Source organism: [Clostridium] symbiosum, from assembly GCA_036419695.1.
Lineage (GTDB): Bacteria > Bacillota > Clostridia > Lachnospirales > Lachnospiraceae > Otoolea > Otoolea symbiosa_A.
Genome location: CP143946.1, coordinates 4,610,721 through 4,635,780, shown reverse-complemented (window position 1 = coordinate 4,635,780; position 25,060 = coordinate 4,610,721). Strand labels below are relative to the sequence as shown.

The window sequence follows — 25,060 nt, the reverse complement described above, 5'->3', positions numbered from 1 at the left end:
GTCCCGGTTTATAGGGTGTGGTGAGGGGGAATCCAGGAGAAAAAATTCCTACGGGGACTCGCTCCCGCTTGTGGAATGCGCAGCGGATGCTAGCTTCGTGAGAAACCTCAGCAAGCACCGGCGGATTCCAAGGTCTCCCTTCGGAACGTTTTCTCCTTCCTTCCCCGGGCAGTTTGTCGACGGGACTGAAGACTCAGCGAAGGGTTTTGCCCCGTCCGCCGGCTTCAGGGCTGATTGTCTCTTTCGTCAAGTAAGGGGGAGGTATTGTCGCGGCCACTATGGAGTCGTGAATCTTTTACCTTATGAAGGTATTTCAGGCTGGATTCAGAGATAATATAAAGCAAAGTTTTACGATTGATTAAAACTCAATGGTTATTCAAGAATAGGTCAGACGCCAAAGCTCCGACGCATCAATTGAATACCATGCAGGAGGCATTCTTCTGAGATTTGAGGAAACGTAGTGGTAGCGACAGTACCTCCCCCTGAAGGAATAAGAACAAATCAGCGGCCGCAGGCCGGGGTTCGGGATGGCGAAAACCTTCGCGTCTTCAGTCCCGGGGTATAACCTTCCTGTGGGGAATCCGGGAGAAAAAGATTCCGGAGGGAACCTGGAAGTCCATCAGTACTTAGGTGGCGTATTTTGACACCTTAGTACTGTTATGCACTTCAAAGAGCGCAAGCGTTTCCCGAAGGAACTTTTTCTGCCCGGATTCCCCACCCGCGACCACCTGAAAACCGGGACTGAAGACTCACAACCTCCCCTCACCATCCCGCCCCCCAGTAACAAAAAAACGGCAGACTCGTTTGCCATATTAAGGAGAATTTTATGGAAATGAAATCGACGAAAAAGGGTGCGGCCTGGTCCATCCCCGTCCTGATTGGAGTCCTGTTCAGTTTTTACTATCTGCATCTTGCATCGGATAACGTGGCTTTTTCCGATTATATCAGGCTGATCAATTCCTATCTTCCCGATGTGGGAAACCCGGCCAAATTCTTTGTCCCCGATATTCTCACCAGAGTTCCGGTGACGTATCTGGGTAGAATCATCAATGTGAAGCTGCTCGGTTACAATACGTTCTTCGACATGGCGCTGGGAGTCCTGAGCCTGGGGCTGGGGGCGGCTGCGCTGGCGGCCTATTCAAGGAGGGAAAAGAGCGTCTCTTATTTCTGGTTCCTTTTTGTCCTTTTTGTCTATTTCAGCCTGAATAAATGGGAGATGCTGACCAACGGAACGGGATGGGTGTGTTTTCTCGCCGTTTCCGGTTTTGTCTGTCATTATGTGATTCTGGATCATGCGATCCGGACGGGGCATGAGCTGAAAGCCGACCGAATCGCCCTGATGGTACTTCCACCCGTCCTGACCCTGCTTGTGGCAGGTCCTTACTGCGGCAGCTATTCGGCGCTGATGACGCTGGCCTATCTGGTCATGCTGGCGTCGGACTACAGAAAAAAGGGCAGGTTAAACCGCCTTTACCTCGGCTATCTCGCTGCGGTGCTGATTCCGCTGGCACTCTATCTCTGGAGCAACTCCCATGCGGTCTATGTGCACAGGGGGGCCGTGACGGAAGGTAATATTGTGACGGAATTTATTGCGGAGCCCGTATTTTTCATCACGTTTATCCTGAAGGCATTTGCTTCAGCCGTAGTGGGGCAGAACCAGTTCATCAAGCTGGCGGAAAGAGGCGGTTTTTTAGGAAGCAATACCTTCATCTGCCTGGTGGGAGCGGCGGTCATCTTTCTCTATCTGTATGCGCTGTACCTGAACTGGAAATATAAGCTCTATGAAAAAACGGCTTTTCCGCTTATTATGATATTAAACGGCGGGCTGAACCATCTGCTGATCTTATCGGCCCGGTGGATCTTTTTAAAGGATACCTACGGAATGTCATCCAGATATGCCCTGCAGTACCAGATGGGCATCATCGGAATCATCCTGACCTTTGCCGCCGTGATGCACTTAAAGCGCTGCGTCCGGGACGGCGGGGAGAAGGCGGAGAGCGGAAAGCGGGTAAGCGCTGCTGCATCCGTAATCATCGCCCTTGGGGCCTGCCTGATTCTTTTCGGAAACGGATGGACGATGAAAGAAGAGATGGCGTCCGCACCGTACAGGAAGGATTTCCTGCGGGTATCCAGGGAACTGGGGTTAAACTACAGGACGGCAGGCGATGAGGATTTGGTGACGTATCTGCAGCATGATGCGGATCAGGTGAGAAATGCAATGCGGATTCTGGAAGAAAATAACCTGAATATTTTCAGAAAGTAGAGATAACAAAGGAGGGTACGCCCATGAAAGTAGTGATATTAGCAGGAGGATTCGGGACAAGGATCAGCGAGGAGAGCCATCTGAAGCCGAAACCAATGGTGGAAATAGGAGAACAGCCGATTTTATGGCACATTATGAAATATTATTCCCAGTTTGGGTATCATGATTTTATCATCTGTCTGGGGTACAAGCAGTATGTGGTCAAAGAATTTTTTGCCGATTACTTCCTCCATACCTCCGATGTGACCTTTGACCTGGCAAACAACAGCATGGAAGTCCACAATAATTATTCCGAGCCGTGGAAGGTGACGCTGGTGGATACGGGCCTCCATACAATGACCGGGGGACGTATCAAGAGGGTGCGCGAATACATCGGTGACGAGACATTTATGCTGACATACGGGGACGGAGTGTCCACGGTGGATCTCGATGCCCTGTTTAAATTCCATAAGAGCCATGGTAAAACGGCCACGATCAGCGGCGTCAACATCGGCCAGCGGTTCGGAGTCCTGGATGTGGATGCCGACGGGGCGATCCATGAATTCCGTGAGAAGAACGACGACGACGGCAAGATTGTAAACGGCGGTTTCATGGTGATGGAGCCGGGCGTATTTGACTATATAGACGGGGATGAGACGGTGTTTGAAAAAGCGCCGCTTGAGAACCTTGCAAAGGACGGGGAACTGATGGTATACCGCCATGACGGTTTCTGGAAATGCATGGACACCCAGAGGGACAGAATGCAGCTTGAAAAGATGTGGCAGGACGGGGATGCGCCGTGGAAAATCTGGTAGAATTCCGCCGCCGGGCTTTGGCCCGCAGCGGCTGTGAATCATAAACCGGTGGCCATTATATGAGGTGATTAATATGGAATTACTCGATTTTTATAAAGGAAAGAAGGTTCTCGTGACAGGCGATACCGGATTTAAAGGTTCGTGGTTTGTCAGAATGCTGACCCTCGCCGGAGCCGGAGTCACGGGATACGGGCTTGAACCACCGACCGACCCTAGCCTCTTTGAGATTGCGGGAATTAGGAAGACGGTGGATCATGTGACGGGGGATATCCGGGATCTGGAACATCTCAGGGAGGTTTTCGACCGGGTACGGCCGGAGATTGTGTTCCACCTGGCGGCACAGCCGATCGTGCGCGATTCCTATAAGGAACCGGTGTACACCTATGAGACGAACGTCATGGGCACCGTGAACGTGCTGGAGTGCATCCGCCTTTGCCCGTCTGTGAGATCCTTCGTCAATGTGACGACGGATAAGGTTTATGAGAATAAGGAATGGGAATACGGCTACAGGGAGAATGACCGTCTGGACGGCTACGATCCCTACTCCAACAGCAAATCATGCTCCGAGCTTGTGACGCACAGCTACCGGCAGTCCTTTTTCCAGGGCGGCTGTCCCGCTGTCTCCACCTGCAGGGCGGGGAACGTCATCGGAGGAGGCGATTTTGCCAATGACCGTATCATACCGGACTGCGTCAGGGCGGCGCAGGCGGGAGAACCGATTATCGTGCGCAACCCCCACTCCATCCGCCCGTTCCAGCATGTGCTGGAGCCGCTGTTCATCTACATGACGGTGGCGAAGAGACAGTATGAGGAGCCGGAGCTTGCAGGGAATTATAACGTCGGCCCGGATGACGCGGACTGTGTGGATACGGGCAGGCTCACGGATCTGTTCTGTGAGAAATGGGGGGACGGGATGACCTGGATTAACCGGTATGACGGAGGCCCCCATGAGGCGGGGTTCCTGAAACTGGACTGTTCCAGAATCAGGCGCGTTTTCGCTTGGCAGCCCAGATATCACGTGGAAGAGGCCGTTGAAAAGACCGTGGAGTGGTCCAAAGCCTGGCTGGCTGGGGAAGACATGCTTGCGGTGACGGACCGGCAGATAAAAGAATTTCTGAAGATAGATGATTCGGAAGATAAATGATTCTGAAGATAGATGAACCGTAATGGCACGAACGAAAATGTCCTGCGGTGTACGGGAAACGATGAACAGGAAATAACGGATAGAAAATGATGAACAGAAAATGATGGACAGAAACTAAAATAAACAGATTTGGAGGTAACAAGAATGTCTGATGAGAAGATGACGGCGGCAGGGCAGGAGGAGGCGCGCAGCCAAATCCTGAAACTGGTGGCCGATTACTGCGATAAATACCACAACAAAAAAGGGCCTTTTGAGGAGGGACAGAGAATCCCCTACGCTTCCCGTGTCTACGACAGCCATGAGATGGTGAACCTGGTGGACAGCGCCCTGGAATTCTGGCTGACCTCCGGCCGCTACACGGATCAGTTTGAAAAGGGACTTTCCGGTTATCTGGGAGTGAGATTCTGCTCCCTTGTAAACTCCGGTTCTTCCGCCAACCTGATTGCATTTATGGCTCTGACTTCCCCTCTGCTCGGAGAGCGCAGGGTGAAACGCGGGGACGAGGTCATCACCGTGGCCGCTGGCTTCCCGACGACGGTGACGCCCGTCATCCAGTATGGCGCAGTACCGGTATTTGTGGATGTGACGATTCCACAGTACAATATCGACGTGACGAAACTGGAAGACGCGCTGTCCAATAAGACAAAGGCCGTCATGATTGCCCATACGCTGGGAAATCCGTACGATCTCGGGGCCGTGAAGGCATTCTGTGATAAACACGGCCTGTGGCTGGTGGAAGACAACTGCGATGCCCTGGGCAGCCGCTATACAATCGACGGCGTGACGAAGTTTACGGGAACGATCGGCGACATTGGTACATCCAGTTTTTATCCGCCCCACCATATGACGATGGGGGAGGGAGGCGCCGTGTATACGGACAATGCCCTTCTCAATAAAATTATCCGTTCCTTCCGCGACTGGGGCCGCGACTGTGTCTGCCCTTCCGGCCGCGACAATCTCTGCGGGCACCGGTTTGACAGGCAGTACGGGGAACTTCCGCTGGGTTATGACCATAAATACGTTTACTCCCATTTTGGATATAACTTAAAGGCAACCGACATGCAGGCGGCGGTGGGCTGTGCGCAGCTGGAAAAATTCCCATCCTTTGTGGAGCGCAGAAAACACAATTTTGCCCGCCTGAAAGCAGGGCTTGCAGGAACGGAAGATAAATATATCCTGCCCGTTCCATGTGAGAATTCCGATCCGAGCTGGTTTGGTTTCCTGATTACCTGCCGGGAGGGTGTGGACAGAAACAAAGTGGTGCAGTATGTGGAAGGAAAGGGCGTACAGACCAGAATGCTCTTTGCCGGAAATCTGACCAAGCATCCGTGTTTTAATGAAATGAGGGAGAACGGCAGCGGATACCGCGTAGCTGGCGTTCTTGACAATACGGACCGCATTATGCGCGACACATTCTGGGTCGGCGTTTATCCGGGTATGACGGATGAGATGATTGATTATATGGCGAAGGTGCTGAAAGAGGCGTAGAACGATGACAGAGACAGCCGGAATGCCTTATGACCTGTCAAAGGTCCACGAGGCGGACAGAAAATTATTAAAAGAAATTGACCGGATTTGCCGGAAATATAAAATCAAATATGCCATGGACTCGGGAACGCTCCTCGGCGCGGTCCGCCACAGGGGATTCATCCCCTGGGACGACGACGTGGATGTGGTGTTCACAAGGCCGAATTTTGAGATGTTCATGAAGGTAGCTCCCAGGGAGCTGCCGGAGGGAATGTCGGTCCTGAGGCCGGAGGAGATACGGGGCGGTAAGGTATTCTATGACTTTACATCCCGAATTATCTACGAGAACAGCCGTGTCCACGAGGATAACGATCAGATGCGTTTTTACGACGGGAAGCTGAACCACCTCTGGGTGGATCTGTTTGTCCTGGATCGCCTGCCAGACGGAAAAGGGGCGGCGGCATGGGCTAAATTCCTTCAGAAGGTGATCTATGGCATGGCGATGGCACACCGTGACAGACTGGACTATTCCAAATACAGCCTGGCCGACAAGATACGGGTGGGAGCCCTTGCCACGGCGGGACGCCTGATCCCGATGCCGCTCCTGTTCAAACTTCAGCGCAGGGCTGCGATGAAAGACGGGAAGAAAAAGACAAAACGGTGGTATTACAGCAATTACCAGCCGGACTATCTGTATGTGACGCTGGAGGGGGCATGGTGCGAAAAGACCGTAGATATGGAGTTTGAGGGGATGGAGATTATGGCCCCTGTGGGCTATACCCATGTGCTGGAACTCATTTACGGCGACTATAAAAAGCTGCCGCCGCCGGAGAAACGCGTTCCGGCCCACTCAACCATAGAAATACAGATTTTGGACCAGGAGAAATGACAAAACAATGAAAAAAATTTCAATTATTATTTCCGTTTATAACGAGGAAGCGGCGCTGGAGGAATTCTACCGGACGGCCCGGCCCATGTTTGAGGAACTAAGCTGGGACTATGAACTGATCTTCGTAAATGACGGAAGCGCGGATCGATCTTTGTCCATCCTGAAACGGTTTGCAGCGGAAAATCCCAAAGTGAAGGTAATCAATTTTTCCAGGAATTTCGGCCATGAGGCCGCCATGCTGGCCGGTCTCGACTACAGTGAGGGCGATGCCCTCGTGTGCATGGATGCGGATCTGCAGCACCCGCCGGAATGCGTGGAAGAGATTATCGGGAAGTTTGAGGAGGGGTATGAGGTGATCAACATGGTCCGCACCAGAAACAAGTCGGCCGGGTTTATCAAGAACTTAACCTCCTCCGCATTTTACAAACTGATTAACAGGATTTCCGATGTGAAGCTCGAAGCCAATGCCTCTGATTTTTTCGCAATGACGGAACCGGCGGCCAGGGTTCTCCGGGAAAATTATCGGGAAAAGGTGCGGTTTTTGAGGGGATATGTCCAGAACATCGGATTTAACCGATGCAATATTGAATATGAAGCCAGGCCGAGGGTGGCGGGAGAGAGTAAATACAGCCTGCGTAAGCTGTTCAAATTCTCCGTCAACACAATTCTGTGTTTTTCGGATCTGCCGCTGAAACTGGGGATTTACTCCGGTATGTTCGTCGGATTTCTGGGCCTTCTGGTGATGATAGACACGATCTACGAGTGGGCGGCCCACGGCACGCCCAGCGGCTACGCCACCATTGTGGTCCTCCTGTGCTTTATGTTTGCGATGCTGTTCGTAGTGGTGGGAATTATCGGAGAGTATATTGCAATTCTGTTTACGGAGCTGAAAGACCGTCCTATTTATATTATCCGGGATACGGAAAACATTGCCGGAGGCAGGGGCGGCGCCGGAAAGGCCGAAAGCGCTGAAAACGCCGGAAGTACCGAAAAAAGTGGGGAAAATACAGGCGCAGATGCGGCTCATACCTGCAAGGATGCAGAGTATGGCTGCGGCGGTGAGGGAAATCAGGTCAGGAGCGCGGAAAATATTGACAAGGTGAAGCCGGAATAAACATGATATAATTTGGACATGTAAACGCAGTAAATAAAGACAATTTGGGGAAAATAATTTATGAAGAAATTTATGAGTTTACTCTTAAGTATCATTATGGTGATCGCCGGGCCGGCCATGACCTCCTATGCAAAGCCGGACTGGCCGTCGGATACGGGCATCCAGTCGGAGGCCGGAGTTGTGATGGATATGGATTCCAAGACCGTGATTTTCGGCCAGAACATCCACGTCCAGAAAGCTCCGGCAAGCATCACCAAGCTGCTGACGGCCCTGGTGGTGATTGAGAATGCGAAGCTGGACGATACGGTGACGTTCTCGGACGACGCCATCCATAACGTGGAGGATGGGGCCGGTAATAAGAATGCGCTGGAAGTTGGGGATAAGATGACGGTGAAGGACTGCCTTTACCATATGCTTCTGACCTCATCCAACCAGTCGGCCAACGCCCTGGCAGAACACGTGGCGGGCAGCCGCGACGCTTTTGTGGCGATGATGAATGAGAAGGTGAAGGAGCTGGGCTGTGAGAACAGCCATTTTGCCAATCCATCGGGTTTGAATGACGACACACAGCTTACGACGGTGTACGATATGGCGCTGATTGGAACGGCGGCCTATGAGAACCCGACGCTGCTGGAGATTGGCTCGGCCAAAAGCTACCGTCTTCCCTCCACCGCCAACAATCCTGACGGCGTGACGATCAAGATGGAACACAAGATGTTAATGGAGGGAGATCCCAATTATTATCCGGCGGCGATTGCAGGAAAGACCGGTTTTACCTCGATTGCGGGGCAGACACTGGTGACCTATGCGTCAAAGGATAACCGGAGGCTGATCGCGGTGACGATGAAGAGCACCGAATTTACCCACTATCAGGATACGACAGCCCTTTTAAACTTTGGATTTGATAAGTTTCAGAATGTCAGCATCAGTGAAAATGAGACTTCCTATACCTCGGGGGATCAGCCCGTAATGCTGGGGGACCGCTCCTATGAGCCATCGGATCTCTCTATTGACGCTAAGGCCGTGATTACCGTTCCCAGGGATGCGCAGTTCTCCGATACGGAACGGAATGTGGTTACAAAACTTCCGGAGAATCATCCGGACGGTGCTGTGGCCCTTCTTGAGTATACCTATAATGAGCGGAAAGTCGGAGAAGTTTACATAATCAGTGCAAAGCAGGCGGCCATCGACGAGACGGCCCAGGCCGGTGGCGAATCGCCGGAATCGGCACCCGCAGGCCAGGACGGCGAGGGTACGCCCGATTCCGGCAAGGAGACGGGCGGAGCCGCGCATATTGCCTTTAAACTGCCGAAACAGGCGCCCTGGATAGCGCTGATCGGCGTGATCGCGGCGGCGGGCCTCGGATTTGCCATTGTTTTTTTCAAAAAGAAAAAAGAGGAAGAGCGCAGGCTCATGGAGGAGCGGCGCAGGAAGAGAAAGCAGCGTCTGGAAGAAATCGGCTGCACCCAGGAAGAATTTGACCGTCTGCTGGAAGAGCGCGCGCGGCGTGGAAAATAGAAAAAGAGAGGGAAAACGGCATTATTTTACAGGCCCTGCGGAAAGCTCCCAAAGTCTGGAAACCCTTGAAAATACTTATTTCTTAACAAATGTTTGGGAAATATGAAGATTTTTTGAATTTTTCAAAAATGACTACAAAAATGAACAAGTATATTATATAATAACCATGCGGCGTAAGGAGGTAAAATTTTGATGAAGAAATTTTTAGTATTAGCGGCATGCATGGTTCTGCTCAGCGGATGTGTACAGAGCAATATTGTACAGCCGGATTCCGAGACTAAGATCGCGGATCCTAATTTCGATATGCAGGATGATATAGAGATTGACTGGACTCAGGTAAGTGCAGATGCAGAGGGCGTTTTTGAGGATAAGGCAGCCTATCCTTACAGTGATGATTTTCATTTCCTTCTGGAACCGCAGAAGAAAGAGATTATGCTGGTGTGGGTGGTATCGGACGATTTTCCAACCAGTGAAATCAGAAATTATGCGGATGCTCTGATTAAGGGATTCAACGATGTAGTTGCCACACAGGACTTCTCCATTGAGAAATCCAGCGACACTTCCTACGGAGGTCTCTGGAAGGATTACAGCATTTCCTTTGGAATTGCACCCGCCAGCACACAGGACGACGAGGAAACCTGGTTTATGAGCGGTAACTTTGGGGCAGGCATGGAATTTGTCCTCCCTGACACAACAGAGCTGGAGAAGAATCTGGCCGAAGAGGGGAACGGAAATACACAGGCTGCGGCAGGCAGCACAGAAACGCCGGAAGAAACAACAGAATAGGAATAAAAGAACGGCTGTCCAACATGCGGGACAGATAAAAACAGGATGGAAGTTCCGGCGGAGGCCGGAGGTTCCATCCTGTTTTTGTTAAGCGGCAATGAAAAGTTCGCGAAGCATGTTTTTCGCTGCTCTTCTGTTTCAGGAAACAGGCAGGCCGCTGTGGTACGAATAATTGCCCAGCTCATTTAAAAGGATGGATAAATCCTGTTTATCGAGAGGAACGGGGCTGGTGATGCAGGAATTGAGCAGATAATAAACATTGCTGCATTTTGCCAGCGTCTGGTGGAACAGATCCACGAATGACGCGGTGGAGGCAAGGGAACGCTTCCACGGGTTGCACCACGGTTCATGATCCAGGTTACAGCTGTTGCGGTAATTGGATATGGTGTCGGTCACCAGCTTCGCGGACGCAATAGGCTGCTTTAAAAACAGGGATTCGATGAATTCGATACTGTTCTTCTTGCGTCCGGACTTGTCTGCCAGGGTGCGGCAGCCGAACCGGATGGCCCACACCGAACGGTGTACCATAGCCGGAGTGACCTGGAAATTGTTGCGGTAAGTGACCGGATAATATGTTTCGTTGATGCAGGAGGACAGAAAATGGGAAATAAACTGTATCTCCTGGCCATTTAAGCAGATGCTGGCCGTCTGGTTGAATTCAGACGGCTTTTTCTGTTTGTATTTCCACAGAAGAATGGCGTCCAGTTCGTTCTCTAGGGCGGCGTGGAGGCCGTGGTTCTTGGAGGAAGGTTCGTTGATATCATAGCCGATTCTGCCGTAGATAAACGGATGGCAGATGGAATCCGCGACATAGTGGTTGATAAAACCGGCGAAATAGGCCAGCGCCTCCTCCTTCTGCTGTCTCGACTGTATCAGGCCGATATGGCGCAGGCAGCAGTCAAAAAACTGGCTGACCTGGTGTTCATGCATATAGGATCCCACATTCCTGTAATCCTGATGACGGAGAATGGGGATATTGTAAAAAAACATATCCGGCCCCTGGAGGCCAAGCTGATAAAGCCAGCGGTATTTGGCAACAATGTGTTTTAACTGAGAGTTTGGCATGTCGTTGTATGCCTTCATTCCAAATATATAGTGGGTAGTAAAACCTGGCATGAGAAATACCCTCTTCCATTTTTATTTTTTGATGGCGGCGGCTTGTACGCGGCCTGTGCGCCGTGCATGCAGATGAGCGCCGATTAACAATAAAAAGTCCGCGCAGCGTGCTTTTCTGTGAATGGCCGTCTCTATGACAGTATGTCCATTCCGGGAACTTAAACTCCCGGTAAAGTCCGGTGCCGGAATTTGATGTAAGTCTTTAGCGGAAGTGAGCGCAAGACTTTCTGCGGCAGGCACAGAAAGCTGTATGTGCATGAAATAATGACCGCTTACGCAAATATTATATCATATTCCTCCCCGGATTGCGATAGAGTTTGTGCATAAGGAGCTGGAAACAAGAATAAAAAGATACAGAGACTGGAAATTTTGCGGCGGTAAAATGGAGATTGTAAAAGTAATCCATGATCTGGTATGGGGACCATGGCTTTTAGTGTTATTTTTAGGAACAGGAATTTTTTACACATTTAAATTGCGGGGTTTTCAGATTTTTCATCTCAGGTACTGGTGGAAGGCCACGGTGGGAACGCTGGGAGGCGGCGGGGAGGAATCGAAATCTCAGATGGCGACGGCCTGTACGGCTCTGGCCGCCACGGTGGGGACGGGAAATATCGCCGGAGTGGCGACGGCCATCGCCGCAGGGGGACCGGGAGCCGTCTTCTGGATGTGGGTGTCGGCCTTTGTCGGGATGGCCGCCGCATATGGGGAAACTTATCTGGGCATTAAATACAGATACAAAGGGCCGGACGGCCAGTATATCTGCGGACCGTTCGTTTATCTGGAACGGGGGCTGAAGAGCCGGAAGATGGGGCTTATCTATGCCTTCTTCTGTGTCCTGGCATCGCTGGGAATGGGAAGCATGGTTCAGGCCAACTCGATTTCCGACAGCTTTACCTATGCTTTTTCCCTTCCACCGCTGATAACCGGGCTTGCGGTGACCGTGCTCACGATGGCGGTGATTTTTGGAGGAATCGGCAGGATATCCGAGGCAGCCAGCAGGCTGGTGCCGTTTTCCGCCTGCCTTTACATGGTTTTATGCGGAATTGTGATTTTCAGCTGTTATGACAGAGTGCCCGGAGTGTTTGCCGAAATCGTGAAAGAGGCCTTTAATGTCAAAAGCGCCGCGGGAGGCGCCGCCGGTTACGGAATGACAAAGGCGCTGAGCTACGGCGTGGCGAGGGGAGTCTTTTCCAATGAGGCGGGGCTGGGAAGCCTGGCGGTGCTCCACGGCTCGGCCGGAAAGACAACGGCCGGGGAACAGGGGATGTGGGCGATTTTTGAGGTGTTTTTTGATACGATCATCAGCTGCACCCTGACCGCCCTCGTGATTCTCTGCATCGCAGGGAAGAGCGGTGTGGCCGGCACACTGTTTTATGCCGACGGCCAGACCGACGGAAGCGCGATGATTGCGGCCTGCTTCTCGCAGTGCTTCGGAGCGGCCGGAGGATATCTGACCGCCGTGTCTATGGCTCTCTTCGCCTTTGCCACGATTATCGCCTGGTTTTATCTGGGCAGGCAGGCCGTGGCCTATCTGACGGAACATTCCGGGGCGGGCAGGATATTTTTATTTTTCTATGGGTTTGTATACCTGAATGCGGTATTTTTTGGATGTGTGGCAAAGCTGGAACTTGTCTGGAGCCTCTCCGATGTGTTCAACGGCCTGATGGCGGTGCCGAACCTAATCGGAATTCTGCTGCTGTCAAAGGAAGTAAAATCGCCGTTACATAGCCCGAAAAACAGATTTTAGACAAAACAAAATGCCTCTCCAGCAGTGAGAGGCATTTTGATATTTGAAAAAGGGAGGAGAGCTGATACTTAAATCAGCTCGATATTATGAAAAAAATCTTGTAAGCATTGTTTGTTTGCTATGTTTATAGTATATGGGGGAAAGATGAAGAAATAATGTTCATTATGTAAAAGGTTTTTTAATGATTTGTGAACGAGATATGAACGTGCACTCATTGTCCATCCCCAAATAGAACAGAGTAAGACGCTCGCAGAGGCAGCGGGATGTAAGATCACTTTATGTGACATACATTACCTGGAAGAAAATGGGGGGATTTAAGTTGCGGTTTTGAGCAAACATTTAATGCCTCTTAGAATATCAATAAAAATTGTATATATCACAAATATGTGTTATGATGAATATAGAAATATGACATAATAAAAACAAAAATGCAAAAACAATATCTGATAAGTAATGCGAAAAAGAATATTGGATGTCAAATAATGATATAATAATAAAAAGGAGGAGATTATATGTCGAACTTTATTAAAAATGTTGATGAGTTTATCACAAATAAAAAGATCAAACAATCTTATATAGCACTTAAGACTGGAATGAATACGAATAAGATATCCCGGATCTTGAATCAAACACAAAATGCAACTGAAAAAGATATGGAAGAAATTTCAAATGCGCTTGGATATCCACTGGAATTTTTCCTGTCACCAAATTTTAAAGTAGAGGATTTGGAAACAGGCTATGAACAAGTCGCTTTTTATTCAGGAAATGTAAAATCTGTTAACTATGAAGTTGTAAAGAATTGTATTAGTCTTTTAGAAAATATCCATTCTATACTTGGTCGTGAGCAAGGATTGCTTTATCATATGAACGAGGAATTATATGCAGATAAATAAATTAAGAAATATTATTGATTTTAATAAGAAGCACCAAAAGAAGATAGAAGAACTGGTTAGTTTTATCGGAATTGATAATGATATAAATACAAATATTATTGATATCCGGAATGTTTTACGTGAATTATGTGAAAAGCAAAATATTGAAATATTTGAGATCCCAATACAGGACAAAGAATTGGGTGCTGTTTTTTTTGTTCAGGATCAGATAAAATATATTTTATTAAATTCCAGTGTTCCAAAAGTAAATTTAAATTTTGCTATTGCGCATGAGTTATATCACATTTATGTTAAAAATTCTGCCTCAAATTATGATGTAGGGGATGTTTTTGTTATCGATGAATATCAAGATAATGAAAACGAAATGTTGGCCAATGCATTTGCGGCAGAGTTATTAATGCCAAGAACTCAAATTAATTACATTTATAATTTCTTTGCGAAAGATAACCAGGCTTTTGAGACCATAGTTAAATTAATGAATTACTTTTCTACGCCATATATTTCAGTTTTAAAAAGACTTCTTGAGATTGGAAAATTGAAGGACCATGCATTAGCCGAACTTCTAAATAAATCGGAAAATAATATAATGGAGGCTGCTAAAGAAAATGGGCTTGATGAAGATTTGTTAAGACCTTCACGTAGAGATGACTCAAAAATGATTATCCAGAAATTAAAAGATAATGGTAACGAGCTGATAGAAAAAGGTCTGCTATCGCATGTGCAGTTAAAAAGAACCATTGATAAAGTAGAAAAATTGTTGATAAAACTAAGGGATAATTAAAATGGCTAAAATATATGTACAAACCCCTAATAATTGGAGCCGGATAACAGAACATATAATTTATAGTAAAGAAGAATGTATTGAAAAAATAATAAGAGCAAAAAAATGTTTAATATTAGATACTTGTTCGATTATACAATATGCGAATCTTAGACAAACTTCATTGTTTTATGCTTATGTCCATGATGTATGTGACATGATTCTGATCCCAAGAACGATTTTAATGGAATTAGCGTCAGATAATGCAGAGGTGAAAGAAGAACACTTAAGGTTCCTGGAAAGGCTCAATAATGAAAAGCCTGTATATATTTTTGACGAGGAATGGTGTTACACTTTCTTAAAATTAGTCTTTAATATGACAGATAAGGAATTAAACACAATTTTAATAGATACAATGAAAGCTATAAAAACTATATTTAGTAATTGTGTCGATGAGTTTTTTAATAATGACTTACAGATTGAAAAATATTTTAAAAATACACCTACAGTTGAAGTATATACGGATTTTTTTACTGACATGCGGACTATGAAAGAGACAGGGGACAGTCTGGGTGAAGAACTGACTGCCTTAGTCGTAATTTTGTTATCTAACATAAAAGAATTAAAACCCTGTAAATATGAATTACTAAGTAATGACCGTAATTTTTATTATAGTCTATCTTCAACAAAGAAATACATCAATAATAAGTATAAGTGGGATGCTTTTATGTGTCGGACGACTTGTAACCTGGCATATTTATTATACAAAAACGAGTATATGAATTACACAGAATTAAAAGAATTTGTATCAGTTTCCTATGTTAATAGTGAGCTTAGATGCTTTGCTGCAGGACAAAATGATTTAGAATGTAAGGAATATAGCTTTTCAGTAAATGATTTTGTGAAAATGCTCGAGAATGATAATTTATTTAAAGTTATATATTAAGAATACTGGAATGATGTAATACTGTTATAACAATTAGAAAAGGTAGAATGGGGAATCCGGTGGCTAAAACCGCTGGATTCCCCATATTTGTTCTATACATCTCCTGCATCCGACAAATTGCACGCGTTAAAATTATTTTTTAATTATAGCCGGTATTCCGCATAGGAGCGTATCAGTTCCACAATAATCCGTGTAACGGATTCCAGCGCCTCGGCCGTGATGTGTTCCATGGAGCTATGGCAGGCGTAGCCTTATGTATGTAATTCTAGCAAAAGGTACATCCTATCATATGTTGATATCCGGAAAATCCATGCCATTATCTGCTATGTGCTGGTCAGCCTGGCCGGAGAGTCCGTTAAAGAGACGCAGAGAGGAGAACAGTAAAAATGTTTGAAGCGGTTTCACGCGATATGATGAAGTTTATTGATGCGAGTCCCACCTGCTACCATGTGGTGGAGAATTTCCGCAGCATGCTTAAGGAAGATGGATTTGAGGAGCTGATGGAGCAGGAACACTGGAAGATCTCGGAGGGCGGAAAGTATTTTACCACCCGCAACGGTTCATCCATCATCGCGTTCCGTATTCCCGAATGCTCATACAGGGGATTTATGATTGCGGCTTCCCACAGTGATTCTCCTTCTTTTAAACTGAAGGAAAAACATGAAATGGATGCCGGCGGGCAGTATGTCAAACTGAACGTGGAGAAATACGGCGGAATGCTGATGGCCCCCTGGATGGACCGGCCTCTGTCGGTGGCGGGCCGTGTCCTGGTGGAATGTGAAGGCAGCTTTGAGAGCCGTCTCGTCAACATCGACCGGGATCTGGTCCTGATTCCCAACCTGGCAATCCACATGAACCGCGAGGCGAATGAAGGAGTGGCTCTGAATCCGCAGAAGGATATGCTTCCCCTGTTTGGGATGGCGGGGGAAAAAGACAGGCTGATGCGGATGGCGGCGGGACAGGCCGGAGTCCGGCCGGAGCAGATTTTAAGCAGCGATCTGTTTCTTTATAACCGTGTCCCGGGTACGGTCTGGGGAGCGGAAAATGAATTCATCTCCTGTTCCAGACTGGACGACCTGCAGTGTGCCTACGGGACGATGAAGGGTCTTCTGAAAGCAGAAAACAGGACGCATGTGGCTATGTGCGCCGTCTTTGACAATGAGGAAGTGGGAAGCGGAACAAAACAGGGAGCCGGTTCCACTCTGCTGGAGGACGTGATGGGCCGCATCAGCGAGGCGATGGGCAGAAACCGCGAAGAGTATCTGATCTCCGTGGCCGACAGTTTCATGGTTTCGGCCGACAACGGCCATGCCCTGCATCCGAACTACATGGATAAAGCCGACGTGGACAACCGCCCGTTCCTGAACGGAGGCATTGTCATCAAGCATAGCGCCAACCAGAAATATACGACGGACAGCATTTCAGCCGGCCTTTTTAAGGCGGTCTGCAAGGCGGCGGGCGTACCGTTCCAGACTTTTGTCAACCGCTCCGATATCCTGGGCGGATCGACCCTTGGGAACATTTCCAATTCCCATGTATCCCTGAATACGGTGGACATCGGCCTCCCGGAACTTGCCATGCATTCACCATATGAGACCTGCGGCGTGAAGGATACGGCGTATCTGCTCTCCGCAATGGAGACGTTTTTCTCCTCCGGTATCTTCTGCGAGGGAAATGGACGCTACCGTCTCGGGACGAAGTAATCCGGGAGAGGGTGAAACGGCCTTCCGGACTGTGCAGAGGATGTTTGTGCGGTGGGAGCTCCCTTTGAAATACAGGAAAACCCATGCGGCGTAAATAAACGAAACTTGCGAAGTAAAGTACTAGAATGTATGAAAATGGGAAAGAATGTAACAGAAAAGGTAACGGCAAAGATGAAAAACCGTTACCGGAGAAGATAAATATTACCGGTAAATAAAAAAACGGAAAGAATAATGTGGCAGAAGGGAAAACGGGGAATTATGGAAAAAGATAAATCGCAGAAAATCAGTTGGTATATGCTGGCTTTTATGGCCTTTTCTACCGTTTGGGGATTTGGTAACGTAACAAATGGTTTCGTCTATTTTAACGGAACGCAGGTTATTTTCAGCTGGATCCTGATGTTTATCCTGTATTTTATCCCTTACACGCTGATGGTGGGGGAACTTGGTTCCGCCTTTAAGACATACGGCGGAGGGGTAAGTTCCTGGATTCACCAGACAATCGGTTCCAAATTTGCCTACTATGCGGGCTGGACGTATTGGGCCTGCCATGTGACGTACATTGCAAGTAAGGGAAGCGGAGGCTTAAAGGCCCTGAGCTGGATGGCATTCCAGAACGGCACGACCTATGACATGTTTCCGACGCAGTGGGTACAGCTTGCAACACTGGCTGTGTTCCTGTTTTTCTGCTGGGTGGCAAGCCGCGGCCTGAATCCTCTGAAAAAACTGGCCACCATTGCCGGGACGAGCATGTTTATCATGTCACTGCTCTATATTTTAATGATGTTCGCGGCGCCGGTTATCAATCCCCGCGCAGAATATGTTCCGTTAAATTTTGGAATTAAACAGGTGATTCCGCAGTTTAACGTCGGATACTTTACCTCTTTATCAATCCTGGTATTTGCGGTGGGAGGCTGTGAAAAGATTTCTCCCTATGTAAATAAGGTCAAGGATCCGTCGAGGGGATTTCCCAAGGGCATGATTATGCTGGCCGTCATGGTTATGGTCTGCGCGATTTTAGGCACAGTCGCCATGGGGCAGATGTTTGACCCTGCGCTTATCAACGAAAGCAGGGAAAGCTTTAATTCCTATGTTTCCAATGGCTCTTACTGGGCATTCCAGAAGCTGGGAGAGTATTACCATGTGGGAAACTTCCTTCTGATTGTCTACGCCGCCTGCAATGCAATTGGCCAGTTCTCCACACTGGTTCTGAGCATTGATGCGCCGCTGCGCATGCTGCTGGACAATGAAGAGGCGAGAAAATATATTCCGTCCGGACTTTTGAAAAAGAACAAATATGGGGCTTATATCAACGGAATATGGATGGTCGTGTTCCTGTCCGGAAGTATCATCCTGATTCAGTCCTTTGTTCCGGGCGCGGCGGCCGTGCTGACACAGCTTAATAAACTGAATTCCGTGACAATGCCCCTGCGTTATCTGTGGGTGTTTGGGGCTTATATCGCGCTGCGTGTCCATTTTACAAAATTCCAGCCGGAATACCGGTTTACGAAGAGCCAGTGGCTGGCGTTTACGGCCGGAGGCTGGTGTTTCCTGGTTACGGCGGTCTGCTGTATCCTGGGAATGTATGTGGAGGGAGATATCGCTTCCACGGCGCTGAATATCGTCACTCCGTTTGTGCTGACCGCACTCGGCCTGATTCTGCCGGAGATTAAAAAACGTGAGAAACATGTATCTTAAATAAAATCGGTGCCGGCTGTATCTGCTTTATCAGGGAAAACAGAGGGCTGCCGCATGAGCTGAAACGGCTCAGTGCGGCAGCCCCCTTGTTGAGTGGCAATGAAAAGTTCGCGAAGCGTGCTTTTCGTTGTTTTACAGGCGTATTTGAAAGACACAAAAGAGACACAAATATTTCACAAAAAAATTAGCACTCACCTCTTGACAGTGCTAACAACAAGTGATATAACGTAATCAGAACAAGGAAAAAGGATAGAAAGACACCAGGAAAGAAAAACTTTACATCCCGATTCCCAGTCCAAAGAAACAAGGTAAACAGCATATTGAAAAGGAGAGATGACTTATGTTAATGCCTAGTATTTTTGGTGAGGATTTGTTTGATGATTTTATGAAAGATTTCCCATTCTTTGACGACAAGGAACAGAGACGGCTGGAGAAAAAGCTGTATGGCCATCACAGCAAGAATCTGATGAAAACGGATATCAGGGAAACCGATTCCGGCTATATGCTGGAGATGGATCTCCCGGGCTTTGCGAAAGACGAGGTGAAGGTTTCCCTGGAAGAAGGCACCCTGACCGTCAGCGCGGCCAAGGGCCTTGATCAGGATGAACAGGATAAGAAGACGGGCAGGTATATCCGCAGGGAGCGCTATGCGGGCGCTTGTGAGCGTTCCTTCTACGTAGGCGAGGAAGTGACCCAGGATGAGATCAGGGGCGAGTTTAAACACGGCATCCTGAAGATTTTTATCCCGAAGAAAGAGGCAAAGCCTGCAGTGGAGACCAGGAAATATATTACCATTGAGTAAGTGTGGAACACAATTGATGCGGCGGGGGGTCAGCGGGTCTGGCCTCTCGCTTTATATATAACGTAAACCGGAAGGGAAGTGATGAGATTGAAAAGGGATTATTATGAGGTTTTGGGCGTCGGCAGAAGTGCGGATGCGCAGGCAATTAAAAAGGCATATAGAAAACTTGCAAAAAAATTTCACCCCGACAGCAATGAAGGCAATGCACGTGCGGCGGAACAGTTCAAAGAAGTGAATGAGGCGTATGGCGTGCTCGGGGATGAGGAAAAACGAAAACTGTACGATCAGTTCGGGCATGCCGCCTTTGAGGGAGAGGCCGGGGCTTACGGCGGTGCCGGGGGAGGAACCTCCGGGAATGGTTTCCATGGTTCTTACGGCGGACCGAAGAGCGGTTTCCATGAATATCATTTTGAGAGCGGAGATGATATGGATGATATTCTGAAGAACCTGTTTGGAGGAAACTTCCACGGCAGCGGTTCGGAAAAATTCTACAGAAGCGGCTCCTACGGCGATGATTTCGGCAGCGGTTTTTATGGCGGCGGATATCGGGATCGCGATTTCAGCCATGGATTTAAGAGAAAAGGCTCCGATTTAAACGCGGAGCTGGAAATCAGTTTTGAAAAAGCTGCGTTAGGCGGCAGCCAGTTAATCCACCTGAAGGACGGCAGCGGAACGGTCAAATCACTCGAAGTCAACATTCCTGCCGGTATTGAGCCGGGCAAAATCATCCGCCTGAAAGGGAAGGGAAATCCCGGAATCCAGGGCGGCGAGGCCGGAGATCTGCTTCTTAAGGTTACGGTAAAAGAAAAACCGGGCTTCAGCAGAAAAGGGCAGGATGTTTATTCCACCGTCAGAATCCCGTTTGTAACGGCCGTTTTGGGCGGTGAGGCAACGATTCCGACGATTTACGGCAATGTTGTATGTAAGATAAAAGAAGGCACAAAACCGGGCAGCAAGATACGGCTGAAAGGAAAAGGAATTGTCGCCATGGGAAATTCGTCCGCAAAAGGCGACCAGTATGTGACGATTGAAATCCAGGCGCCGGAAAAACTGACTCAGGAGGCCAAACGTAAGTTAAGGGAATTTGACCAGGCGTGCAAAATGTCCGCTACCGGTTAACAGTTAGAGCCGGAAGTTTTTTCAGCCCCGGTTCCAGGCACAATGCGTTTTTACGCGGTGTCCGGAACCGGGGCTGAAGCACTGTCAACAGCGGCCGGAAATCCAGTTAATCACATCCGAGATAACCTCATCTTTACAGTATTCATTGAAAATCTCATGGAACAATCCACCATAAATCTTCATCTGTTTATCGGCTGATGGGGCATTTTTAAAGAAATCATAAGTATCCTGTACACTTACCAGGCCGTCTTTCTCACCGTGAAGCATCAGGACGGGATATTTAAAGTTTTGGATGCTGTCCTCAAACCAGGCCAGCCCATCGCAGATTGCATAGCAAAGGCCGGTGGTAAATGTCTTTGTATTATAGGGATCCTTGCCATACCAGTCCACAACCTCCTGCACGGAGCAGACTCCGGCGCCCAGTTCGTTCGGAAGCTGTGTATGGGGATCCAAATCCTTTGGAACACCGGTGATCAGCTTACCGTTATCCACGGTAAGAGCTCCGCTGGTTACGAGTCCGCGCAGCTTCTTATCCGGATACTTGGCGCCGTACAGGGCAACGGTAAAACCGCCCATGCTGTGTCCGATCAGAAATACGGGAAGCTCCGGATTCTCGGCGATCGCCATATCCACAACCACATTGGTGTCGTCCAACAGTTCATTAAAATCTTTGTAATAAGTGCGCTCCCCCTCGGAACGTCCATGGCCGCGGTGATCAAAGCGGTAAGTTCCGATCCCCGCATTGTGGAAAAGTCCGGCAAAATAGTCGTACCGTCCCTGATGTTCACAGAGCCCGTGGACAATGACGGCGACTGCCTTACAACCGTTCCCCACCTCTTTGTTCAGGTATAATTTTGTGCCGTCGTATGATGAAATCATTTCACCCATAAGTAACGCCCTCCTTTGATTGCTTTATTGGTGTGACAACCTGTGCGCGGAGCATGCAGGTTACCGTTTCGCGGGCCTTTCGCCCGGCAGCCGGCAGTACCGGCCGTCCCATGTCCAGTATATCATATCGGGAAAGGACGGTGCAATGGTTTCAGCATTTCGGGAGAGGAATGTTACTGTTCAATGGCAATATCCCGCGAGGGGGGATGCGTAATATGCGTGAAAATCCCGAGATATCTGGACAAATCCTCCGCAGTTTGCTAAACTTATAGAACAAATGCAAAAACTTTAGGAGGAAATCAAATGCAGAATCCAATCGTAACAATTGAGATGGAAAACGGCGATATCATGAAAGCCGAGCTTTATCCGGAAATCGCCCCAAATACAGTAAATAACTTTATCAGCCTGATTAAAAAAGGATATTACAACGGTCTTATTTTCCACCGTGTTATCAAAGGGTTTATGATCCAGGGCGGATGCCCGGACGGCAACGGTATGGGCGGCCCGGGATACTCTATCAAGGGCGAGTTCAGCCAGAACGGCTTTACCAACCAGTTTAAACACACAAAAGGCGTGCTGTCCATGGCAAGATCAATGGCTCCGGATTCAGCAGGTTCCCAGTTCTTCATCATGCATGACGACGCTCCGCACCTGGACGGTTCCTATGCAGCTTTCGGGAAAGTGACGGAAGGCCTTGATATTGTGGACAAAATTGCCGGAATGAAGACAGACTGGAACGACAGACCGATGAAAGAGCAGAAGATCAAGACAATGACGGTAGAAACATTTGGCCAGGAGTATCCGGAACCGGAGAAATGCTAAACCGGCTTTTCTGAAAAAGATAAGAGTATGACAATTATAAAGGAAGTTACAGTAGAAGGGAAACAATACCCGGTCACTGTTTCGGACGAGAACGAGGCTCTTCTGGCCGCAGCAGCGGCAGGAAGAGCCATTGTTGGAATATGGGATCCGGAACGTGGAGGTTCGGGGGCAGGATTTGACGCCTGCCTGTATCTGATCGGTGAACCCGGCGCGGCGGATGAAATGCTTTTAGAGCGCGCGGTAAGGAGGAATGCCGGGCTGCCGTGGGTTATCGCAGAGACGGACAGACTGCTCATACGGGAATTTACCTTAGAAGATCCGCTGGAACCGGAATCCCCGTACGACGGAGGAGGAGTATTTTCCGATCGGATTCTGAGAGAAAATTATATAGCCGGACAGTACCGCTTTCATGAATGCGGCCTGTGGGCGCTGGTGGAAAGACAAAGCGGAGCCGTCATCGGCAAGGCCGGTATCACGGATGGGGAACTGGGATATCATATCTATGGGCCGTTCCGGTCTCAGGGATACGCCCTGGAGGCCTGCGGCGCAATTATCGGATATGCCCGGGAAGTGTTGGGGCTGAGGCGGCTGGTGGTAAAAACCGGGAGTGAAAATAAGGCGTCGGCCAACCTGGCGCAGAAACTGGGATTTACGTTATCCGGAAGTACTGCGGAAGCGGAGGAAGGACTTCTGGTTTTTGATAAGTATCTTTGAGAACGTTAGGAAAAGGACTTTGAGAACTTTGAGCATAGATCTCTGAGAACATTTAGAAATACACAGAAAAATCCGGGTTTCTGGAGTAACTGGGAAGAAAGGCATTTTTTATAGAGAGAAAGGCAATTTACAATGGCATCCAAACTGTTCGATTATGACAATCCCTTCTTCATGCTGATGTCGAGGGTCTGGGATTTAATGATATTGAATTTTCTTGCGGTCCTGTTCTGTCTTCCGGTCATAACGGCCGGGGCGTCAGTGACGGCGTTATATTATGTTACCCTGAAAATGGCGGAGGATCGGGAATCCCATATATACCGGAGTTTTCTCAAGGCATTCAAAGACAATTTCTTACAGTCCACAGCCATTAATATTATACTCTGGCTGATAGGGGCTGTGCTCATGGTAGACTTCTGGTACGTCGTCCTTGGTGGGACAGGACTGCCGGTAAACCCGTCCACCGGTTTTGCTGGTTCAGGGGCCGCTCTGTCGGGAATCTTCTCAACAGGCAGCCCGGTGCGTCTGGCAATGGCGGTGATATTCCTGGCTCTGCTCGTGATGTACATGTTTACATCACTGTACGTATACGCCGTCCAGGCCCGGTTCGTTAATCCTGTACATCGGACGATCAGCAACGCCTTTATGATGTCGGTGCGCCATCTGCCGTCAACGGTATTGATGGTAATCCTAAATGCGGCATTTTTCTATGTTGCGGTTAATTATGCATCCTGGCTGGCCTTCTGGGCGCTTTCCGGGCCGCTTTATATCAATTCGGTCCTGCTTTGCAGGGTGTTCAAGAGGTATATGGTTTAGTTGGGATGGGGCGCTTTTGGCAGGAGCGCTCCGGGGGCGAGTTCTTCTGGGGTTTCAGTCCCGGTGGGGAGATAGTCGCAGGGGGAATCCGGGGGAAAAAATTCCTGCGGGGACCCGCTCCCGCTAGTGGAATGCGCAGCGGATGCTAGCTTCGTGGGAAACCTCAGCAAGCACCGGCGGATTCCAATGTCCCCTTCGGAAAGTTTTCCCCCTCCTTCCCCCCGGGGAAGGTTGCCGGCGGGACTGAAACCCGGAAGAGATCGCTGCCGCCCGCCATCCTGCCGCCGCTGTTTACCACCTTCGCCAAGTGCGGACCGGCGTATTGCCGCGGTTCTAAATGGTTTAGAATGCGCTTTTTTAATGACTGGCAGGGTAATTCTGTATCTTAGATATTGCTGTTTGATATGCGTACCAATAGAGCCAGAAACCGCAGCTTACAACTGCGGTTTCACATTATAACCAGAAGACCAGAAGATATAGTTAAATAACAAATTCAGTTCCTATTTTATATCCGTTAATTGAAAATATGCATTTTCGGAAAATCCTAATGATTGCTACAATACCTTTTCCGGAAAAGTATAGTGGCCGCGACAATACCTCTGCCCATTGAAAACAGAGGGATGCTCCTCTGATGCCGTCAGAGAACGGGATGGCCGATCACCTACGCGTCTTCAGCCCCGGCGTAAACCTTCCCGTGGGGAATCCGGGAGAAAAAGATTCCGGAGGGAACCTGGGAGTTCATTGGTACTTACCGAGGTTTTTTCGAGGTTAGTACCACTATGTACTCCAAAGAGCGCAAGCGTTTCCCGTAGGAACTTTTTCTGCCCGGATTCCCCACCCGCGACAACCTAAAATCCGGGACTGAAGATCCATACCCTCCCCTCCCCATCCCCTCTGCCCCCATCAGCCTCCCCATTTTTCAACTAAATGCAGATTCACACAAAAATACCAAGGAATACTATTGTATTTTGTATGTACGACGTATATAATATATTGTATACAAAATAATGCACGGATACAATCCACCTGATGCACCGTTTGAATTGTAATTACAGTTCACACCGGAT

21 protein-coding genes are annotated in these 25,060 nt (G+C 48.6%); 19 read left to right on the top strand and 2 right to left on the bottom strand.

Annotated features, from left to right (window positions below):
* Positions 1-826: 826 nt before the first annotated feature.
* From V3C10_20710 to V3C10_20675, 8 genes are all read left to right on the top strand, one after another.
* On the top strand, positions 827-2,263 hold the full coding sequence (locus V3C10_20710) for a hypothetical protein (protein WVP61699.1): 1,437 nt from the start codon (positions 827-829) through the stop codon (positions 2,261-2,263).
* A gap of 23 nt (positions 2,264-2,286) precedes the next feature.
* On the top strand, positions 2,287-3,057 hold the full coding sequence (gene rfbF, locus V3C10_20705; GenBank protein ID WVP61698.1) for a glucose-1-phosphate cytidylyltransferase: 771 nt from the start codon (positions 2,287-2,289) through the stop codon (positions 3,055-3,057).
* 64 nt (positions 3,058-3,121) lie between these two features.
* Positions 3,122-4,201: a CDP-glucose 4,6-dehydratase gene (gene rfbG, locus V3C10_20700; GenBank protein WVP61697.1), complete on the top strand. Its 1,080-nt coding sequence runs from the start codon at positions 3,122-3,124 to the stop codon at positions 4,199-4,201.
* A gap of 144 nt (positions 4,202-4,345) precedes the next feature.
* The gene (gene rfbH, locus V3C10_20695; protein ID WVP61696.1) at positions 4,346-5,689 is read left to right on the top strand and encodes a lipopolysaccharide biosynthesis protein RfbH; all 1,344 of its coding nucleotides are present in this window, start codon (positions 4,346-4,348) and stop codon (positions 5,687-5,689) included.
* 4 nt (positions 5,690-5,693) lie between these two features.
* Positions 5,694-6,557: a LicD family protein gene (locus tag V3C10_20690; protein ID WVP61695.1), complete on the top strand. Its 864-nt coding sequence runs from the start codon at positions 5,694-5,696 to the stop codon at positions 6,555-6,557.
* Between the two features lie 7 nt (positions 6,558-6,564).
* Positions 6,565-7,671, top strand: coding sequence for a glycosyltransferase family 2 protein (locus tag V3C10_20685; GenBank protein ID WVP61694.1), 1,107 nt, complete (start codon positions 6,565-6,567; stop codon positions 7,669-7,671).
* A 60-nt stretch (positions 7,672-7,731) separates the two neighbouring features.
* On the top strand, positions 7,732-9,189 hold the full coding sequence (locus V3C10_20680) for a D-alanyl-D-alanine carboxypeptidase family protein (protein WVP61693.1): 1,458 nt from the start codon (positions 7,732-7,734) through the stop codon (positions 9,187-9,189).
* Positions 9,190-9,381: 192 nt separating this feature from the next.
* Positions 9,382-9,975 carry a hypothetical protein gene (locus V3C10_20675; protein WVP61692.1) on the top strand — a complete coding sequence of 198 codons (594 nt, stop codon included), beginning with the start codon at positions 9,382-9,384 and terminating at the stop codon, positions 9,973-9,975.
* Between the two features lie 138 nt (positions 9,976-10,113).
* Here the strand turns inward: V3C10_20675 and V3C10_20670 are convergent, their stop codons facing one another.
* Entirely contained in the window at positions 10,114-11,091 is a 978-nt protein-coding gene (locus tag V3C10_20670) for a zinc dependent phospholipase C family protein (GenBank protein ID WVP61691.1), read from the bottom strand.
* Between the two features lie 382 nt (positions 11,092-11,473).
* Here V3C10_20670 and V3C10_20665 point away from each other — a divergent pair, with 382 nt between their 5' ends.
* The 8 genes from V3C10_20665 (at position 11,474) to V3C10_20630 (ending at position 20,756) form a co-directional block, all read left to right on the top strand.
* Positions 11,474-12,838 (top strand): sodium:alanine symporter family protein, encoded by a 1,365-nt coding sequence (locus V3C10_20665; GenBank protein WVP61690.1) that lies wholly within the window; start codon positions 11,474-11,476, stop codon positions 12,836-12,838.
* Positions 12,839-13,350: 512 nt separating this feature from the next.
* Positions 13,351-13,731: a helix-turn-helix transcriptional regulator gene (locus V3C10_20660; GenBank protein ID WVP61689.1), complete on the top strand. Its 381-nt coding sequence runs from the start codon at positions 13,351-13,353 to the stop codon at positions 13,729-13,731.
* Complete coding sequence (locus V3C10_20655; GenBank protein WVP61688.1) at positions 13,718-14,512, top strand: ImmA/IrrE family metallo-endopeptidase; 795 nt, start codon at positions 13,718-13,720, stop codon at positions 14,510-14,512. Before V3C10_20660 ends, V3C10_20655 begins: the two co-directional genes overlap by 14 nt.
* 1 nt (position 14,513) lies before the next feature.
* Positions 14,514-15,437, top strand: coding sequence for a hypothetical protein (locus tag V3C10_20650; protein WVP61687.1), 924 nt, complete (start codon positions 14,514-14,516; stop codon positions 15,435-15,437).
* 386 nt (positions 15,438-15,823) lie between these two features.
* Entirely contained in the window at positions 15,824-17,140 is a 1,317-nt protein-coding gene (locus V3C10_20645; GenBank protein WVP61686.1) for a M18 family aminopeptidase, read from the top strand.
* A 258-nt stretch (positions 17,141-17,398) separates the two neighbouring features.
* Positions 17,399-18,835 carry an amino acid permease gene (locus V3C10_20640; GenBank protein ID WVP61685.1) on the top strand — a complete coding sequence of 479 codons (1,437 nt, stop codon included), beginning with the start codon at positions 17,399-17,401 and terminating at the stop codon, positions 18,833-18,835.
* A 340-nt stretch (positions 18,836-19,175) separates the two neighbouring features.
* Positions 19,176-19,637 (top strand): Hsp20/alpha crystallin family protein, encoded by a 462-nt coding sequence (locus V3C10_20635; GenBank protein ID WVP61684.1) that lies wholly within the window; start codon positions 19,176-19,178, stop codon positions 19,635-19,637.
* A gap of 81 nt (positions 19,638-19,718) precedes the next feature.
* Entirely contained in the window at positions 19,719-20,756 is a 1,038-nt protein-coding gene (locus V3C10_20630) for a DnaJ C-terminal domain-containing protein (GenBank protein WVP61683.1), read from the top strand.
* Between the two features lie 84 nt (positions 20,757-20,840).
* On the opposite strand, the gene V3C10_20625 is transcribed toward V3C10_20630, so the two are convergent.
* The gene (locus V3C10_20625) at positions 20,841-21,644 is read right to left on the bottom strand and encodes a lysophospholipase (GenBank protein WVP61682.1); all 804 of its coding nucleotides are present in this window, start codon (positions 21,642-21,644) and stop codon (positions 20,841-20,843) included.
* Positions 21,645-21,947: 303 nt separating this feature from the next.
* Here V3C10_20625 and V3C10_20620 point away from each other — a divergent pair, with 303 nt between their 5' ends.
* The 3 genes from V3C10_20620 to V3C10_20610 all read left to right on the top strand — a co-directional run bounded on the left by V3C10_20620 (position 21,948) and on the right by V3C10_20610 (position 23,993).
* The gene (locus V3C10_20620; GenBank protein ID WVP61681.1) at positions 21,948-22,466 is read left to right on the top strand and encodes a peptidylprolyl isomerase; all 519 of its coding nucleotides are present in this window, start codon (positions 21,948-21,950) and stop codon (positions 22,464-22,466) included.
* A 27-nt stretch (positions 22,467-22,493) separates the two neighbouring features.
* Positions 22,494-23,180 (top strand): GNAT family N-acetyltransferase, encoded by a 687-nt coding sequence (locus V3C10_20615; protein ID WVP61680.1) that lies wholly within the window; start codon positions 22,494-22,496, stop codon positions 23,178-23,180.
* A 132-nt stretch (positions 23,181-23,312) separates the two neighbouring features.
* Positions 23,313-23,993 (top strand): YesL family protein, encoded by a 681-nt coding sequence (locus V3C10_20610; protein WVP61679.1) that lies wholly within the window; start codon positions 23,313-23,315, stop codon positions 23,991-23,993.
* Positions 23,994-25,060 lie beyond the last annotated feature (1,067 nt).